The sequence below is a fragment of the candidate division TA06 bacterium genome (assembly GCA_016235665.1).
In the GTDB taxonomy this organism is placed as follows: domain Bacteria; phylum Edwardsbacteria; class AC1; order AC1; family EtOH8; genus UBA5202.
This window is the reverse complement of the sequence record JACRJI010000011.1, coordinates 55,972-72,160: the sequence shown is the minus strand read 5'-3', so window position 1 is coordinate 72,160 and position 16,189 is coordinate 55,972. Positions and strand designations below refer to the sequence as shown.

Sequence of the window (16,189 nt, the reverse complement as noted above, 5' to 3'; positions counted from 1 at the left end):
ATAAAATGGTTTTTCTTTTTCGCTGTTGCTTATTGGAATACCGGGAAGTAGATTATCAGGTTGCCCTCGGTGTCGGACTTACGCTCAGCCACTGCGATGTCCATATGTCCGTCCAGATTAAAGTCGCCGATGCCCACCGTGGCCACTTCGCCGGTGAACATGCCATAGGAAGGATCGGTGCCGGTCTCGGGAAGGACGCCCCCGTCGCAGTCGAACATCAGGGTCTTGCCGCTGAAGGTGCCGGTCTTGAGACCCACCACCACGTGCGGATAAATGGCGGTGGCCCAGTTCATCTTGGCCGCATCCAGCGATATCGGCTCGCCGTCCGACAGCTCGGCCACGTAGGTCGGTATCCAATTGCCCGCGTCCAGCCGGCCAAAGGTGTTGTCCCCGTTGTTGAGCCATAATTGGACCTCGCCCTTGTAATTCTCGGTCTTGACTATGGCAATGATGTCGCTGCGGCTGTCGTTATTGCAGTCCAGTATCTTGATCCCGGTGACCTCGCCCTGCACCCCGGCATAGGTCAGGGTGGTGGTCAGGTTGAACCAGGGGCTGGCCCCCGCGCCGGTGTAGATCCTTATCTCGCCCTGATAATCGCCGGTCCTCAGGCCTGCCACTAAGTCGGTTTTGGAATCGCCCAATAAGTTCCCTGCCGCCAAGCCCTTGACCTCTCCCATCCCTGTGAACTGCTGGGCAGCCGGTGGATCGGGAAACTGCCGCACCTGTTTGTTGGTCCAGTTGCCGGTATAGCCGGTGTAAGCAGTGTTGATCCACAGCACGAACCCGCCGGTGTTGGCGGTGGTGCCGGAATAACCGGCCACGATGTCCGGGAACCCGTTGCTGTCAAAGTTGCCGGTGACCACGGCGTTCACCTTGTTGCGGGCGTCAACCGCCGTCAGTTTGAAATTGGGCGTGGAGGGTATGTTGGTGGTCCACTGGGCCCGGCCCCGCGAGGAGGTGGTGGCGGAATCGTTGTTGATGGTAGGCCAGACCACCACGTTATAAGTGGGACTGGATACCGCGGTGTTGTCCAGGCCCAGCACCAGATCCGGCCGGGTCCGGTAAAAATTGATGTTTCCGTTGGTCCCGGTGTAGCCCTTGCTGCCCATGTCGTCCAGGGTATCGCTGGCTATGGACTTGATGTCGGCCGCGGTGCCGGTCACTTTTTCGTACATATAGATGCTGGCCGCTGCGTCGAACAGGTTCTTGACCACTGTTTCCTGGCTGTTGTCTATCTTGTAGCGTTTGCTGAACCAGCCCCGGATGTTGCCGGTGGAGGTGCTGACGTACTTGGTACCCAGCACGATGTCGGGGTCCCGCTTGGCGGTGGCGGTATCGTTGGTGGCCGTGGTGGTCTGCCATTCAAAGAAATTCTTGACGGTCATACACAGCACCTTGGCAGCCGGTATCCGGACAGTGTCTATCTTCACATCGCCAAAGTACTTCATGGAGGTGGAATCGCCGGCCGCCAGGGCTCCGATGTAAACCCGGTTGGGAGTGGTGGAAACCCACCCGGCCGAATCGGTTTCCACGATGTTGTAGGGATCGGACACCAACGCTTCCGGCGCTTCAATTCTAAAGGTCCCGTCGGATTCTGTATAGCCGTCTGTAATGTATCTTTCCGTGGCGGGAGCCGGGCCTTGGTAAACCACTATCCGGACATTGCCGATGCCGGCTTCATTGTTGTAACTGCCGATGGGGGCGGCGTCCCGGTAGACCTTGCCCCTTATTATCCCCTTGCCGCCCAGCTTAAAACCGAAATTGTTGGTGGTGTAGGCGTTCCCGGTGATTGTAATCAGTTTGCTGATAGAGGAAGGCACGTAGTCTATCGAAGGCGGGCGGCAGATCAGGCTGTCGTTGCCGGGCTCGGCCACCAGGCAATATGAACCGTCGCTGCCGGAATAAACGAGCTTGGAGGCATTTTTAAGAAAGACCGAACAGCCCGGCAGTGGGCTATCGGTGCCCGAGTCGTATGCACCATTGTTGTTGACATCCAGGTAGGTGATCCCGTTGGCCCAGCCCGCAGTGTAGCTCAGCAACGGGAAATTTACATTTGAAGCGCTGACTGATGTGACATTGACCAAGGTATCGGTGGTCCCGGAGGCTTTATAGGCGCTGCTGACCCCGCAGTCTGGTGTGGGAACCACGCATTTTATGTTGTGGGTCTTGGGTTCCACACTAAAACTGTAGGTTCCATCATTGGCTGTCATTTGGATCTGACCGTCGGTAAGGTCCTGCACTTCTATGTCGGCGATGCCCGGCTCGCTGGCATCCAGGATGTGATTGCCGTTTTCATCCAGACCCACCCGGCCGGATATGGTCTTGGCTTCTTTTAGCGGCCGGTTGCGGGTTATGCTGGTGATGGTGGTGACCGTCACGATTTCGTAAAGACCTTTGGAATTAGGGGTCCTGGTAGCGGTGGTAACGGTCACCCCTATCTTGGAAATGTCCTTAAGCTGGGCCGTGGGCACCGGTGTCAAGGCTTCAATTTCGGCATCGGTGAATACGCTGTCGTTGGCGGCTCCGTAAAGTTCATCTTTGCCGGTGGTGGCGTTGTATATCCAGTAGCTGAACAAGGGATAGACTGGGGTGCCGCTTGACCGGACCGGGAAATTGGAACGGGCCACGCCCACCGGTAGAACTGTTCCGCCGTTATCGGTGCCGTTATCACCGTATACTTGACGGGTCAGGGAGTACAGGCTGTCATTGCGGGTCAGGGTTTCCTCCAGATCGTCCCCCCGGTCGGCGGCGGTAATTTCACCGTCATTGTCGGAATCAAAGCTGTAACGAATGGTCTCGGCTCCGTCGTTGTATCCGGTGCCTCCGGTATAGAGATCTCCGCCGGGCAGCGGGGAGGCGCCTGGATCTATGGCCCTGGGAGGCATGTGATTGGTTACTGAATCAGGGTATGGCGCCATATTAGCCGAGATCATCAGATCAAAGGGCGCGGCATAAACAATGGGATAATGCCCGGCCAGGGCATTGGCGCCAAACCCGGCCGACCGGATGTCATCGGCCAGCATGTCCACCATAACCCGGGCGGTCTGCTGGGCCTCGGCCACCAATTCGGTGTTGCGTTTGGCTTTTTGGCTTTGGATGAACACCGACATAGCCGCTGCCACGATCAGGGAGAGCATTACCAGAACTATCATCAGTTCTATCAGGGTAAATCCCTTCCCCTTTAAAATACGTTTGGCGCTCATGATTGTTGCCTCCTAGTTTATTGGTTTTATTGCTACCGGGTAAAATAACTTGTAATGGTGATCACATCGTCTGGTTGCAGATCGGCTTCAGCCACTCCCGGCCTCATGGAAGTGCTCACCGTTACCATTCTGATGGTTGCCATGCCGCCTATGGTGTTGGTAACCGTGATCCAGGTCTCGTATCTGGTGTCCCCGCCGGGATTGAAATGGTCGGTGCTAACCAAAGCCAAGTTGTCAAAACCCAGCCTTTTTAAGGTCTCCATCTCCTGTTGGCTGTATTCCAATGCCTTGGTCACCACCCGGTTCTTGGTTATCTGCCTCATGGCCATCGGTACCACCCCGGCGATTGAAAGCAAACCAACGGTAAGGACTACCATTGCCATTAAAAGCTCCACCATGGTCATGCCCTTAACCGGGCGGATTTTATTAAAAATGTTTGATTTCATTATTGCTCCTTAATGTTAATGCTTCAAAACGGATCCGGAAGTGACGACGTCAACGGTAACCTTTTCATTGCGGGTGTTGGTAAGCCTTACCCCGCCCGGCACCGTCGCCTCACCCCTGGGTGAAAATATTATCACCGCATCCCCGTCAACATTAGCGTCCGGAACTTCATCGCTGGTTATGCCGGTGGCAAATGAAATGGTGGTGGTTATATCACCTCCATCTACAGTTTCGCTGCTGTTGATATCTTTAACTATGTTAAAACTGGTGCCATTCTCCGTAAAAACCGCTATATAGGGAACTCCTTCTCCTATTGCCTTTATCCGGGCTATCATCAATTTGCCCCTGAGGTCATCAGCCGAGTCTTTTAATCTGGCGGTGGGTATTGTGCGAATAAACGAAGGGATTGAAAATCCCGCCACAATGCCAATAATCACCACCACCACCATTAACTCGATTAATGTGAACCCTTTTTCTTTCATGGTTTTTTACCTCCCGCTATAATTAAATATGCAATGTTCATGCCAGGTTAAAATTAACTGATTATCATACTACTGGGCAGTAGGTTATGAAGATTTGTGCAAAATTTGATTCCCTAATAAACCATCTTTTACTATTACCCAAAAGTAATAATTTGTCTCTACTGGTCATTCGCGATAAACTGGTTACCCCAACTGGTAATCCTTGATCTTTTTCAGCATCACCCGGTAGCTGATCTTTAACTTGCGGGAAGCTTCGCTTTTATTGCCTCCGGTTTCCTTCAGCATTTCTTTGATCATCTGGGACTCGGAGGCGGCCGCCGCCCTGGCCGATACTTCCAGCAAACCCAGCCCTTTTTCATTTTTGGAGACACTTTGCCCTTCTTCTTCCGTAATTTTCAGGTGCTCCGGCTTGATCAGATTCCCCATGGCCATCACCACCGCCCGTTCCACTGCGTTCTCCAGTTCCCTCACGTTGCCCGGCCACTGATAACCGGTCAATATCTCCAGGCTGGCCTTGCTGAAGTGTTTGACCGCGGTTTTGGTCTTTTGGCAGTGTTTTTCGGCAAAATGATTGGCCAATAAAATGATATCCTCGGGCCTCCGGCGCAGCGGGGGCATTTCAATGGGAAATACATTAAGCCTGAAATACAAATCCTGCCTGAATTTCCCCGCCTTTACCAATTGTTCCGGGTTTTGGTTGGTGGCCGCTATCAGCCGGATATCAACCTTGAACGGCTTGGTGCCGCCCACCGGGGTGGCCTCGCGCTCCTGAAGGACCCGTAAAAGCTTTACCTGAAGAGAAAGCGGCAGTTCTCCTATCTCGTCCAGGAAGAAAGTGCCGCCCTCGGCCGCCTTTAACAGCCCAGGTTTATCCTTGGCTGCCCCGGTGAATGCGCCCCGCAAATATCCGAAAAGCTCCGATTCCAAAAGCGTCTCGGGCAGCGCCCCGCAGTTGATGGAAACGAAAGGTCCGGAGTTCCTGGGGCTCTGGCGGTGGATGGCCCTGGCCACCAGTTCCTTGCCGGTGCCGGATTCCCCGGTGATCAGCGCCGTGCTCTCTGTCTTGGCCACCTTTCTGGCCATCTCCAGCACATCGGCCATGGCCTGGGAAGCATAAATGATCTCAGAATATCCTGCTTCCGGCACCCCGGCCGGCTGGTAGGTCAGATACTGTCCCATGTCCTCCACCGCCCGCTCGATCTCGGCCACATGTTTTTGCCACAGGCCTGGCTGGGCCAAGGCAGCGCAGGCCGGATCCTTTAAGGCCGCTATCTCGGGCGTGATCTTCTCCAGCAGTTTTTGGGAAGCCTGGGCCATCAGCAGTACGCTGTCGTAAAGCCGGGCCTGTTCCTCCATGTTTCTGATCTCGGTGATATCGGCCACCGCTATGACGCTGCCGGAGCTTTGTCCCCCGGGATCGGTAAGATCATACTGTTCGGCCTGCAGACACCGGGGTCCGTATTTTAAATTATTTGATTCCCACACCTGCGGCTTTTTGTTCTCGATCCGGGCCGGAAGATTGTTCTCTTTTAGCCATCGGGCGATATTTGCAGCCTCACTCCCTCCTGCCAATTGGGCCGCCGCCCGGTTGAACGAGGTTACTTCTCCGTTCCTGTCCAGTGTGATCAGGGGCTTGTCAATGCTGTCCACGATCTGTTTTTTTATCAGTTCACTCTGCTCGGCCCGGTCACGGGCATTGTCGTAAAGCTTCTGCAAGGTCTGACCCTTGGCCTTTAACTGTTCTATCATTTGATCATAGGTTTTCACCACCAGATCCACATCGGAGCTGGATTGGCCGGAAGGCACCTGGCCCAGACTGCTGCGGGCGCTTTGAGCCATCTGCCTAAAAGGCGAAAAGATGCTCCTCAGATAGAATAGTCCTATGATCAGTATCAACCCGAATCCTATGACTCCGGCCATCACCTGGACTTTAGCTGCCCTGGCGATGGAGGCCTCTTCGCCGGCCGGGTATTCCAGGGCCAGGATGCTCTGGCCCTGACCGGTCTTATAATAGGCGGTAAAATACAAAAGCCCCAACCGTTGGTAGGCGGGGGAAAGGGCGACCCCGTTCTCACTAAACGAGACGGAAGATGGTATGACGGCTGAAGATCTTTCATATGTTTTAGGTTCCAAATTCCAGGGTTGGTATTTGTCGTATTTAAAGACTGCCCTGCCGGCGGCGTCCAACAATCCAATGCTGACCAATCCTGTTTTTTGGGCCAGGCGCTGCCAGGATGACCAAAGCGAATCATTGGGCAGATCTTTGGTTTTTACCAGTTCTCCTTGAGCCAAGACCCCTAACAACTCCATCTGTCTTAGCTGGATCGAATCCATCCGGGATTTTGTTTTATACACCAACCAGATCCCTGATAAGTTGATGACCAAAAGCACCAGCACGATCAATAAACCGGCCAGTTTGGTCTCTAACTCGTATCTTTGCCATCTGTTACTCATGGGTAATAGTCTACCATAACAATTATATAGTGTCAACTGGATTTTTAAAATAGTAACGGGCCGTCCCGCAGATTGCGGGACGGCCCGTTTGCTGATTATTAATCCAATATTTTATTCTTTATCACAGCAGCCGGGGTCGTTCTTCATCTGGCGGCGCATTCCGCGGTGCTCAGCCTTCAGCTTCTTCTGCTGCTCGGCGGTCAAAACCTTTCGCAATTCCAGCAAATGTTCGGTCTTGGCGTCATGCAGTTTGTTCATTAGTGCTTTCATCTCTCCGGATTTCTTGCGGATCTCGCTGTCGGTGGCGTTGCCTTCCAGGATGTCCTGGTATTCCATCCGGGCGATCTTCATATCAGCTTCCAGTTTCACCATGTCCTTGCGGTGTTTAAGAGCCAACTGATCTATCTTTTCCGTTTGCTCGGCTGTTAAACCAAGATTCTTGGCGATCTCAGGGTTTTCCCACCATTGGCCCCGGCCCATTCCCATCCCCCTGGGTCCGTCTCCGTCCATGATCTTGATCTCGCGGCGCTCGATCCTTTGTCCGCCCGGTTCTCCTTGTCCCATGGGACACTGGGCCAGGGCCACGCCGGCGGTTATCAGCAGGACGGCTGCCAGGGTAAGTGTCTTTTTCATTCTTTTGCTCCTTATAATTTTGTTTTTGTTTTTTGGACCTTTAATATCAACCCGCGCGGTAAATATTATTTAGCTGATCTGTGATAGTTTTAATTTTTGCCGCTGCCCGAACCATTGCCCTTACCCTGCCGGCAGCCCGATCCGCCTCCCTGGGGGGCCATGTTCCCGCTGCAATCACCGGTCTGCTTTTTGGCCCGGGTGCGGGCCTGTTTCTTGGCCTGCTCCTTTTTCTGAACCTTACACTGGTCACAGACGCCGTTGCCGTCCTCGTCCTTGTACTGGGCCTTGGTCTGGGTCTGCTCCTGGTTCCGGATCTTCTGGCCCTGGCTGGAATCCGCCGGAGTTCCGTTTTGAGCCCAGGCCGCCGGGGCCATCAGGGCCGCCATTGCCAGCGCCAGGATAAGCTTGTGAAGGGTTCTCATGTTTCTCCTTTTTATTCTGTTGTTAATTACTAAATATTCGTTGCTTGTCCGACAAAGCTGTGACGCAGATAGAGCGTAGTCGGATTCATTGCCCGTATCGCCTCATCTTTTTCTGCCGGATGTCCCTTACCATATCCCTGATCTCTTCATCGAATTTTTGATTGAAAACCAGCATCTTTGCCTGCTGTTTTACCGTCAGTATCCCGTCTAATTTCGTTTTAAATGCCCTCATCCTCTGCCATCTCTCGGCTTCGGCATTTTCTATCTGGGCCATTTTGGTCTTCAATTCCTGATCCTTCGCACCTGCAATCAATAAGCTGTCCAACTGGCCAATATATTTCTGTTGCTGCCTGCCCGCTTCCCTCTGAACAGTCTCCATCTCCTTAAGCTTGGGGAAAAATTGAGCTATCTGCAGGTCGGTAAGTTCCAGTGCTTCTGTCATCCGGCTGATACGGACCGCCTCCAGCATTTTGCGCTCTTTATCCCAGGGCGGGCAGGGTTCTTCGCAGGATCCCGGGCCGCCGCCGTTCATGATCCCGGGAGGCGGGGGCATCATTCCGTCCTGAGGCCCGGGCTGGGCCCAGGCTGAGACGGAAACCCACAGGATCAAAACTGCCGCCAGCATACTTGTTTTCTTCATTTTATATGGTCCTTTCTTTGGCTGATATTTGCTCCAACACATCTTTCCACTCTTCATCGGAAAGATCCTGGGTGGCGCTTTGGTAATCGTCCTGGTCGCTGATGCTGTAGTCCAGCAAAATGGCGCTGTTGTAGTCCTTAAGGCTGGAAGAAAGCTCAGCGCTTTGGCCGGCCTGGCTCAGCACCTCGTCCACCCTTTCCCAGCCGTAATTGTCTATGCCCCATTCCGAGGCGGCTTTGTCCAGATTGTTGTTGGCGTTGATCCCGGTTCCCAATTGCCAGACAAACAACAGCATCACCGCAGTCATGGCCCCGGAAAGGGTACCCCAGCAGATCCAGCCCTTCTGCCACCAGGAGACCGGCTTGGCTCTTAAACTTTCCGCCACCACCACCGGAAGGTTGGTGAAGAACCTGTCTTCCGGCATCTCCACTTCCCAGTTCCCGGCCAGCTGAAGTAGCTTTTGGGCTGCGAGGTCTTGGTTTTTTATGTCGTTATCGTTTTTCATTTTTTGTTTTCAGATCAGGTCTTTTAAGCTTATTTTCAGTTTTTCCACCGCCTGGTGGTAGTTGGCCTTGACACTGCCCTCGGTCCTTCCGGTCATCTTGGCAATTTCCTCGTGCTTGAACCCCTCGTACTGGTGCATCACGAAGACCATCCTCTGTTTGTAGGGCAGTTCGCTGACCGCTTTTTTGACCGCCCTGACCTTTTCGCTGTCCTGCCCGTCCGGGGCCGACGGTTCCGGGATCTCGTCCATAGATATTGAGCTGAAGGCCTCTTTCTTGCGCCAGCTGGATCCCAAATTAATGGCTATCCGGTACAGCCAGGTCTTGATCTCGGATTGTCCCCTAAATCCGTCCAGCCCCTTGTAAGCCCTGATGAACACCTCCTGGGTAAGGTCCTTGGCATCCTCCACGTTGCCGGTCAGCCGATAACACAGGCGATAGATAGCCTGGCTGTTGGATGTTATAACCTCTTTTAGATCATACGTTTGAGGCTCTGGTTGTATGTGCTTGTCCGTCTGATCGATCATCTGCTTACAAAGTATTAGACTGCTTTACCTGTGAAAAGGTTTATTGTTGATAAACAAAAAACGCCCCGCATAAAACGGGGCGTTTTAAAGAATGACGGATTAGAACTTGAAGGAAACGCCAGCCGACAGATAGTATGGATACCCAAGCCGGGCAGTACCTACCATGGTCGGGCTGAAGTCATAGTTACATCCCAACGTTCCACCAAAGAACATTGCGCTGGCGGACGCATCGTAATCATACCAATCGCCGTAACCGGCAGCATACTCGGCATCCCAGGAAACGATATCGTAACCAAGCACAGCGCCGACGAAAGGATCAAATTTTTCACCGGGCTTGAAGTGGTAGTTGCCCTGGGCGCCGATCGCGATGTAAGTGTAGGTATATTCCGCCCAATAATAATCCTCAGACTCTGACGACCAGCCAAGGATGGCGCCGCCGCTGATCTTCTCGTGGAACCCGTACTCGAACTGGCCGCCCAGCATCAGGTCATGCCAGCCCAAGCCAACCAGCGGGCCGACGTAGGTTTGGCCCATCTTGTACCCGGCGGCCGAAGCCATTCCGGCCATCACCGCCACCAGCAATAATACCACTGCCAGTTTCTTCATGTCTGTTTCTCCTTTTAGTTGATTATGGTTTGTGGGTTTATTATTCTCTCAAACACTCATAGTTTAAACCAACTGGCCGCAAAAGTCAAGACTTTGGAATGCAAATAATTTGCAAAAAAAAATGGGCAGTTCCCCATAACAGGAAACTGCCCAGGACAAAGTGCTAACGGATCTTCTTCTTGTGCCGGTTGGCGCGGAGCCTCTTCTTGCGCTTGTGGGTGGCCATCTTGTGTCCTTTTTTCTTTTTACCGCAGGGCATAAAAAACCTTTCTTCCTCTGTATTCTAAAATGAATTTATTTTTGCATTACCATGGCTTTGAGTTCGTTGGAAGCCTGGAAGACCGGGGTCAGCCGGGCCGGTATCTGCACCGTCTCCGTCGGCCGGCGGGGGTTGCGGGCCAGCCGGGGTTTGCGTTCCTTTATCTTGAATCGTCCAAAGCCCCTGATCTCGATGTTCTTCCCCTCGGACAGCGTCTGCATGATGGAATCCAGGAACGAATCAACGATGATCTTGGCATCGCGCTGGGTAAAACCTGTTTTGTCGCAGACTATCTTCACCAGGTCAGCCTTTGTCATGGAATTACCTCCTTTTGGTACGCTGTATGGATATTAGGTGCGGAATGATCTATCAGTGGCAGCTCCCGCAGTTATGCGAGGAGCAGCTGTGGCATCCGGACTTCGAAGACGAGGAAACAAAACCGTTTTGGCTCTTGCAGCCGAAGGCTGAAAAAAGTTTTTCCACCGCGGCGCTTTGGCATTCCGGACACTTGGGATCGGGATCGGAAGCCCGCATTAACTGGTCAAATTTGTGCTGACACTGCCGGCACTCGAATTCGTATATCGGCATATTATTATAATACAACGAATTAGGGAATTTGTCAATATCTTTTTTTACAAATTTGCAATATTTAGCAAAGCCCCTGCCGGGGGGAAACACCTTTGCCCACTAAAACTTGTCCTGAGCGAAGCCGGAGGAAGCACGAAATACGCAGAACAATGCGAAAATACTTTACAAATCACTTTTACGATTCACAAATTACGAATAACAATTAACTAACAAAGTGCTTCCAGCATTTTTAGGGCATGGCTCTGCGGGAATTCCGGTTTGTGTTTGAACTCCACTATCTGCAGGCTTTCTCCGGGCTCTGGCATTCCCCTTTCTCCCTGATGCGCTGAGATCAGGCAGGGAACTTTCAGCAGACAGGCCAGCGAGAACAGGTCGTTCTTGACGCCGATGAAGGCCTTGGCAAAGGACAGGGCGTCGGCCAGCTCCACCGTGGCCAGCGAGTTCAGCAGCAGAACCCCGGATGGGTTGGCGGACTGGAGCTCAGGGCCGGGATTTATCAGCATCAGTTTAAGACTGTAATGCTTTTGGGCTTGGCGCAGAAATATTTCCAGAGGCTGTCTTTTGAAGGCGGCGGCGTCCAGGGCTATCAGCTGCTGGCCTTTTTGCAGGCCCTCCACCCGCAGGCGCTCCTTGAACTCGCGCCGGCCTTCGGCGTCCACCAGCTTCGGCCAAACGATGGGGTGACCGGCCGCCTCCAGCCCCAAGAACCCCAGCATGGCAAAATTGCGCCGGGCCTCGTCGGCCGGAAGATTCTCCTGGCGGATCATCACGTTCTTGAAGGGATAGCCGTCCTTGAAGAAAGCCCCGCAGCGCAGCCCGGGGACGGTCTGGTAAAAAAGATAGTCCGTCAGCGGGCAGTCCCTGTAATTAAGGTTCAGCAACAGGTCAAAGCGGCGGGACTTGATCAGCCCCTTGAGCCGCTTGAACTCGGCGCTGCCCCGGCCCTTTAACAGCTGGGGCCGGTAGTCTATGATCTCGTCCACCTCGTCGTCAAAATGCCACAGACTGCGGCGGCCTTCGTCCAGCATCAGCGACAGCAGGCTGTCGGCATAGTGTTTGCGCAAGGCCCTGATGACCGGCAGGGACCACAGCACCTCGCCTTCGGCCTGGGCCGGAAAGATCAGCACCCGCTTGGGCCGGCCGATGTGCTTGGCCAGCGGCAGCTGGGGAGGTTTCCCGAACCGCCGGGAAAGATCTATGGACAGGTCGGTGTAAAGTCCCACTTGTTTGTTTTCCTGTTAGTATTTTTTAACCACTAAGACACAAAGACACGAATGCAATTCCGATTTCCCATCCATTCGTCTGTGGGGCAAGGCGGCCTTTCTCAGGACAGGTTTTCCTATTTGGTAAATTTGGTGCCTTTGTGCCGCTTCGATAAACTCAGCGCATCGCTTTGTGGTTGAACCTCCATTTTCTTCCGGCGCCGGTCCTCAAAGGCCAGCTTCATCACCTGGTCCACCGTTTCGGCGTAATGGAACTGGAGTTTCTTCTTGACGTAATCCGGAACCTCCTCCAGGTCCTTCTGGTTCTGCTTGGGGATGATCACTTCCTTGATCCCGGCCCGCTGGGCGGCTATCACTTTTTCCTTGATCCCCCCCACCGGCATCACCTTGCCCCGCAGGGTTATCTCTCCGGTCATGGCCAGGTAGTGTTTGACCGGGCGGTTGGACAACAGCGAGACCAGCGAAGCGGCCAGAGTCACCCCGGCCGAGGGCCCGTCCTTGGGGATGGCGCCCGAGGGAATGTGAACGTGAATGTCGTAGCGGTCGAAGAATTTGGGGTCCACCTGGTATTTGGCGGCGTTGGAGCGGACATAGGACAGGGCGGCCATGGCCGATTCCTTCATCACCTCGCCCAGGCTGCCGGTCAGCTGCATGCCCTTCTTGCCCGGCATCTTGGTGGATTCGATGAACAGGATCTCCCCGCCCACCGAGGTCCAGGCCAGGCCGGTGGCCACCCCCACCTCGCCGGCCCGCTCGGCCAGCTCGGGAAAAATCTTTTGGGGGCCCAGCAGGTCCGGCAGCACCGCCGGGGTTATCACCCGCTTCTTGTCCTTGCCCGAAGCCACGTCCTTGGCTATCTTGCGGCAGACCGAGGCGATCTCCCGCTCCAGATTGCGGACCCCGGACTCGCGGGTGTATTCGGAGATTATCCTTCTGATGGTGGCTTCCGGGATCTCTATCTGCTCCGGTTTCAGCCCGTTCTCCTTGACCTGGCGGGGCACCAGGTAATTGACGGCGATCTGCAGTTTTTCTTCCTCGATGTAGCCAGAAAGCTCCAGCACCTCCATCCGGTCCTTTAAGGCCGAGGGAATGGGATCGGTGATGTTGGCGGTGGTGATGAACATCACCTTGGACAGGTCGAAAGGCACGTCCAGATAATGGTCGGCAAAGGAAAAATTCTGCTCGGGGTCCAGCACCTCCAGCAGGGCCGCGGCCGGGTCGCCCCTAAAGTCCTGGCCGATCTTGTCCACCTCGTCCAGCATGAAAACAGGGTTGTTGGAGCCGCAAGCCTTTAGCCCCTGGATCACCCGGCCGGGCATGGAGCCGATGTAGGTACGGCGGAAGCCCCGGATCTCGGCCTCGTCCCGCACCCCGCCCAGCGACATCCGGTAGAATTTGCGGCCCAGGGCCCGGGCGATGGAACGGCCCAGGCTGGTCTTGCCCACGCCCGGCGGCCCCACAAAGCAGAGGATGGGCCCCTTGGCGTCGTTCTTCAGCTTGCGCACCGCCAGGTACTCCACGATCCGGTCCTTGACCTTGACCAGGTCGTAGTGGTCCTGGTCCAGAATCTTGCGGGCTTCGATGATATCCATGTTGTCCACGGTGGACTTGGTCCAGGGCAGGTTCAGCATCCAGTCGATGTAGGTGCGGGAGACCGTGTATTCCGCGGCGTGGGGGGGCATCCGGGCCATGCGGTCCAGCTCCTCCTTGGCGGCCTTAAGGGCCTCGGGGCTGAAGTTGGCCTTTTCTATCTTATCCCGCAGGGTGTTGATCTCCACCGAGTACTCGTCCCCCTCGCCCAGCTCCCGCTGGATGGCCTTGATCTGCTCCCTCAGAAAATAGTTGCGCTGGTCCTTGTCCATCTCGGCCTTGACCTGGCCCCGGATCTTGTCGCCCAGCTCCAGGATGGACAGCTCCTTGGTCAGCATCGGTATCAGCTTTTCCAAACGCTCCTTGGGCTCCACCGTCTCCAGGATTGTCTGGCGCTCGGCCACGCTCAGGTTGAGGTTGGAGGCCACCAGGTCGGCCAGCTTGGAGGGGTCCTCCACATTCAGGGCCACGGTCTGCAGTTCGTCCGGCAGGTAGGGCGCCAGGTTGATGATCTTCTGGAATAGGCTGGAGACATTGCGCATCAGGGCCTCGGACTCGATGGTCTTCCGGGACTTTTCCTTGATGACCTCCACCCTGGCCTTGAAATATGGCTCTACCTGGGTGAACTTGGCCAGCCGGATCCGGTTAAGCCCCTGGACCAGCAGGCGGATGCTGCCGTCGGGAAAGCGCAGCATCTTGATGATCAGGGCGGCGGTGCCGAACTGGTAGATCTCGTCCGGCTTGGGGTCGTCGGTGTCCTGGCGCACCTGGGTGCACAGGCCCACGATCTTGGAGCCGGTCAGCGCCTCGTCGGTCAGCTTGATCATCCGCTCGTTGGTGATCACCAGGGGGATGATCAGGTAGGGGTACACCACCTGTCCCTTGACCGGCAAGATGGCCAGCTCGGACGGGATCTTGATGTCCTTGTTTTCCTTGGTATCTTTGGTTTCTTCGGGCATGATATGTTATATGTTCCTTAAGTTTTCTGTTTGAAGTTGGGATGTTATTTATTTGCCACAAAGACACTAAGACACAGTCATAACTTCCGATTTCCCATTTCCTATTTATTCAGATATTTTGTGTCTTCTGTGCCTTTTGTGGTTAAATAGCCCCGGTGCTATTCCACCGGGACCTCCACCGTCCGCTTGATGTCCTTGGGCAGCCTGATGTCCAGTACCCCGTTGCTGAAACTGGATTTGATCTGGTCGGATGCGATCCCCTGGGGCAGGGACACCATTTTCTCGAACTGGCCCTGGATGATCTCCATCTTGTGGTACCACCTTTTCCCGTCCCCGTGGGCCAGCTCCCGCCGCAAGCCCCGGATGCAGAGGCTGTCGTTGATCAGGGTGATGGCGATGTCGCCTTTGGCCACCCCGGCCAGTTCCAGCTTGATCACGAACTCCTGCTCGGTCTCGTAAACGTCGGCATAGGGCTGCCAGGCCGCCTGGTCGTTCAGGTGGTACGAGGGATGGGCCAGCTGTCCCAGGTCCTGAAAGAGCCTGCCCAGATCCTGCCGGATGACCTTGACAAATTTTACATCGTCTTCGGACATTTTGTTGCTCCTTAGAGTTTATCCTTAAATAAGCTTTGGCAGGCTGGAACGAGCGAAAAGAAGCCAGACAAGGAAAGTGAATGAAGCGTATCCGCAGTGATACGATGAATGAGCATGACGATGTATGGCTTCTTTGCAGCCGTTTCAGACCCAAATTGTTATTTGAGGATAAGCTCTTAATAACCGCTTTGCGGTTGGCTGATGGCTATGCCATTACCCCGGGCAATAGCGGTCTATGGATTATTATAATCAATTTTTTAGGTAAACGCAACAAGAATGGTTTTAATTTTGCCGATGGGTGCGGTGGTTGGTTGGTGTATTCTATCATTGTATTATTTCTTCCTGAGTTCGTCAATTAAAACCCATTCACCCGGCGACCGTTCGTATTTCCAACTGCTCCAACCATTCATTGTGCGCTTCGTAATGGCGGCGGCAGCCATTGAGGGCGAACTGTATTCCTTGTCTTTCAGTCGCTTTGCTTCGGCGCTGTCTGCTGCGAAAGTTATTGTGCCATCCCTTCGCACGTGGGCAATGTACAATTTCCCTTTATATACGAATCTGATATGGATGCGTTTGTTTAGGTGCTTTGCCAGTGTTGTTTTACGACCATCCCTATGAACGGCCCTAACCTTGCTTGCTTTCGTTTTCTCATTGAAGAGACCTCTAAGTTCTTGCTGTTGACAAACGGATATTTGTTTCCTGAATTGTCTTTTCAGATCTTCCGAACGTATGAAGTTGCCGCCTTGTTTATTGCCTGGCGGATGCGCAACGCTGATGAGAAGTGATTCCAGGTCTTTCAAATGCTCGCCACTTAACGTGAAATAAATGCTAAACCGATTCCAGTTTTGTGCATGGCGGTCTTTTAAATGGTGCTTCAAACGATTACGTAAATTTGAAGCCAGTCCAACATAATATAGTTTATCATTGTGGTACAGTGCGTATATTCCATGTCTACCAATAACATAACTGCGAATGATGTCTTGGTATTTCTCCAACACTTCACGAGCTATGTTTTTCAGATGTTGGCATACAAGTTGGCCTTTGTATTTATGACCCATTGCTT

Annotated in this window: 17 protein-coding genes; 1 reads left to right on the top strand and 16 read right to left on the bottom strand. The window is 53.8% G+C overall.

The features are described 5' to 3' along the window. Positions 1 to 29: 29 nt before the first annotated feature. The 15 genes from HZA73_06165 to HZA73_06095 form a co-directional block, all read right to left on the bottom strand. Entirely contained in the window at positions 30 to 3,203 is a 3,174-nt protein-coding gene (locus tag HZA73_06165) for a prepilin-type N-terminal cleavage/methylation domain-containing protein (protein ID MBI5805614.1), read from the bottom strand. Positions 3,204 to 3,235: 32 nt separating this feature from the next. Then, entirely contained in the window at positions 3,236 to 3,649 is a 414-nt protein-coding gene (locus tag HZA73_06160; GenBank protein MBI5805613.1) for a prepilin-type N-terminal cleavage/methylation domain-containing protein, read from the bottom strand. 15 nt (positions 3,650 to 3,664) lie between these two features. Next, on the bottom strand, positions 3,665 to 4,129 hold the full coding sequence (locus HZA73_06155) for a GspH/FimT family pseudopilin (protein ID MBI5805612.1): 465 nt from the start codon (positions 4,127 to 4,129) through the stop codon (positions 3,665 to 3,667). Positions 4,130 to 4,312: 183 nt separating this feature from the next. After that, complete coding sequence (locus tag HZA73_06150) at positions 4,313 to 6,583, bottom strand: sigma 54-interacting transcriptional regulator (protein MBI5805611.1); 2,271 nt, start codon at positions 6,581 to 6,583, stop codon at positions 4,313 to 4,315. A gap of 111 nt (positions 6,584 to 6,694) precedes the next feature. Then, on the bottom strand, positions 6,695 to 7,216 hold the full coding sequence (locus HZA73_06145; GenBank protein ID MBI5805610.1) for a Spy/CpxP family protein refolding chaperone: 522 nt from the start codon (positions 7,214 to 7,216) through the stop codon (positions 6,695 to 6,697). Positions 7,217 to 7,305: 89 nt separating this feature from the next. Beyond that, entirely contained in the window at positions 7,306 to 7,638 is a 333-nt protein-coding gene (locus HZA73_06140; protein ID MBI5805609.1) for a hypothetical protein, read from the bottom strand. 85 nt (positions 7,639 to 7,723) lie between these two features. Next, positions 7,724 to 8,278 (bottom strand): hypothetical protein, encoded by a 555-nt coding sequence (locus HZA73_06135; protein MBI5805608.1) that lies wholly within the window; start codon positions 8,276 to 8,278, stop codon positions 7,724 to 7,726. 1 nt (position 8,279) lies between these two features. Then, the gene (locus tag HZA73_06130) at positions 8,280 to 8,783 is read right to left on the bottom strand and encodes a hypothetical protein (protein ID MBI5805607.1); all 504 of its coding nucleotides are present in this window, start codon (positions 8,781 to 8,783) and stop codon (positions 8,280 to 8,282) included. A gap of 9 nt (positions 8,784 to 8,792) precedes the next feature. Next, positions 8,793 to 9,308 (bottom strand): RNA polymerase sigma factor, encoded by a 516-nt coding sequence (locus HZA73_06125; GenBank protein ID MBI5805606.1) that lies wholly within the window; start codon positions 9,306 to 9,308, stop codon positions 8,793 to 8,795. 99 nt (positions 9,309 to 9,407) lie between these two features. Next, positions 9,408 to 9,914 (bottom strand): hypothetical protein, encoded by a 507-nt coding sequence (locus HZA73_06120; GenBank protein ID MBI5805605.1) that lies wholly within the window; start codon positions 9,912 to 9,914, stop codon positions 9,408 to 9,410. A 294-nt stretch (positions 9,915 to 10,208) separates the two neighbouring features. After that, a complete protein-coding gene (locus tag HZA73_06115) occupies positions 10,209 to 10,490 on the bottom strand; it encodes an integration host factor subunit beta (protein ID MBI5805604.1) in 282 nt (93 codons plus the stop codon). 52 nt (positions 10,491 to 10,542) lie between these two features. Beyond that, the gene (locus HZA73_06110) at positions 10,543 to 10,761 is read right to left on the bottom strand and encodes a zinc ribbon domain-containing protein (protein ID MBI5805603.1); all 219 of its coding nucleotides are present in this window, start codon (positions 10,759 to 10,761) and stop codon (positions 10,543 to 10,545) included. 206 nt (positions 10,762 to 10,967) lie between these two features. Next, positions 10,968 to 11,984 (bottom strand): hypothetical protein, encoded by a 1,017-nt coding sequence (locus tag HZA73_06105; protein MBI5805602.1) that lies wholly within the window; start codon positions 11,982 to 11,984, stop codon positions 10,968 to 10,970. A gap of 116 nt (positions 11,985 to 12,100) precedes the next feature. Continuing rightward, the gene (gene lon / locus HZA73_06100) at positions 12,101 to 14,533 is read right to left on the bottom strand and encodes an endopeptidase La (GenBank protein ID MBI5805601.1); all 2,433 of its coding nucleotides are present in this window, start codon (positions 14,531 to 14,533) and stop codon (positions 12,101 to 12,103) included. A 158-nt stretch (positions 14,534 to 14,691) separates the two neighbouring features. Beyond that, complete coding sequence (locus tag HZA73_06095; protein ID MBI5805600.1) at positions 14,692 to 15,126, bottom strand: Hsp20/alpha crystallin family protein; 435 nt, start codon at positions 15,124 to 15,126, stop codon at positions 14,692 to 14,694. 80 nt (positions 15,127 to 15,206) lie between these two features. Between HZA73_06095 and HZA73_06090 the strand changes: the two genes are divergently transcribed. Beyond that, positions 15,207 to 15,485 (top strand): hypothetical protein, encoded by a 279-nt coding sequence (locus HZA73_06090; GenBank protein MBI5805599.1) that lies wholly within the window; start codon positions 15,207 to 15,209, stop codon positions 15,483 to 15,485. Here HZA73_06090 and HZA73_06085 read toward each other — a convergent pair. Then, a complete protein-coding gene (locus HZA73_06085) occupies positions 15,459 to 16,184 on the bottom strand; it encodes a DUF4357 domain-containing protein (GenBank protein ID MBI5805598.1) in 726 nt (241 codons plus the stop codon). The genes HZA73_06090 and HZA73_06085 overlap by 27 nt on opposite strands. Between the last annotated feature and the right edge of the window lie 5 nt (positions 16,185 to 16,189).

What these genes read in the sequence shown, in the direction of transcription:
- HZA73_06095 (MBI5805600.1), bottom strand. Translation starts at nt 15,126, where the DNA reads ATGTCCGAAGACGATGTAAAATTTGTCAAGGTCATCCGGCAGGATCTG.
- HZA73_06115 (MBI5805604.1), bottom strand. Translation starts at nt 10,490, where the DNA reads ATGACAAAGGCTGACCTGGTGAAGATAGTCTGCGACAAAACAGGTTTT.
- HZA73_06135 (MBI5805608.1), bottom strand. Translation starts at nt 8,278, where the DNA reads ATGAAGAAAACAAGTATGCTGGCGGCAGTTTTGATCCTGTGGGTTTCC.
- HZA73_06090 (MBI5805599.1), top strand. Translation starts at nt 15,207, where the DNA reads ATGAAGCGTATCCGCAGTGATACGATGAATGAGCATGACGATGTATGG.
- HZA73_06155 (MBI5805612.1), bottom strand. Translation starts at nt 4,129, where the DNA reads ATGAAAGAAAAAGGGTTCACATTAATCGAGTTAATGGTGGTGGTGGTG.
- HZA73_06160 (MBI5805613.1), bottom strand. Translation starts at nt 3,649, where the DNA reads ATGAAATCAAACATTTTTAATAAAATCCGCCCGGTTAAGGGCATGACC.
- HZA73_06085 (MBI5805598.1), bottom strand. Translation starts at nt 16,184, where the DNA reads ATGGGTCATAAATACAAAGGCCAACTTGTATGCCAACATCTGAAAAAC.
- HZA73_06140 (MBI5805609.1), bottom strand. Translation starts at nt 7,638, where the DNA reads ATGAGAACCCTTCACAAGCTTATCCTGGCGCTGGCAATGGCGGCCCTG.
- HZA73_06120 (MBI5805605.1), bottom strand. Translation starts at nt 9,914, where the DNA reads ATGAAGAAACTGGCAGTGGTATTATTGCTGGTGGCGGTGATGGCCGGA.
- HZA73_06150 (MBI5805611.1), bottom strand. Translation starts at nt 6,583, where the DNA reads ATGAGTAACAGATGGCAAAGATACGAGTTAGAGACCAAACTGGCCGGT.
- HZA73_06130 (MBI5805607.1), bottom strand. Translation starts at nt 8,783, where the DNA reads ATGAAAAACGATAACGACATAAAAAACCAAGACCTCGCAGCCCAAAAG.
- HZA73_06110 (MBI5805603.1), bottom strand. Translation starts at nt 10,761, where the DNA reads ATGCCGATATACGAATTCGAGTGCCGGCAGTGTCAGCACAAATTTGAC.
- HZA73_06165 (MBI5805614.1), bottom strand. Translation starts at nt 3,203, where the DNA reads ATGAGCGCCAAACGTATTTTAAAGGGGAAGGGATTTACCCTGATAGAA.
- HZA73_06125 (MBI5805606.1), bottom strand. Translation starts at nt 9,308, where the DNA reads ATGATCGATCAGACGGACAAGCACATACAACCAGAGCCTCAAACGTAT.
- lon (MBI5805601.1), bottom strand. Translation starts at nt 14,533, where the DNA reads ATGCCCGAAGAAACCAAAGATACCAAGGAAAACAAGGACATCAAGATC.
- HZA73_06145 (MBI5805610.1), bottom strand. Translation starts at nt 7,216, where the DNA reads ATGAAAAAGACACTTACCCTGGCAGCCGTCCTGCTGATAACCGCCGGC.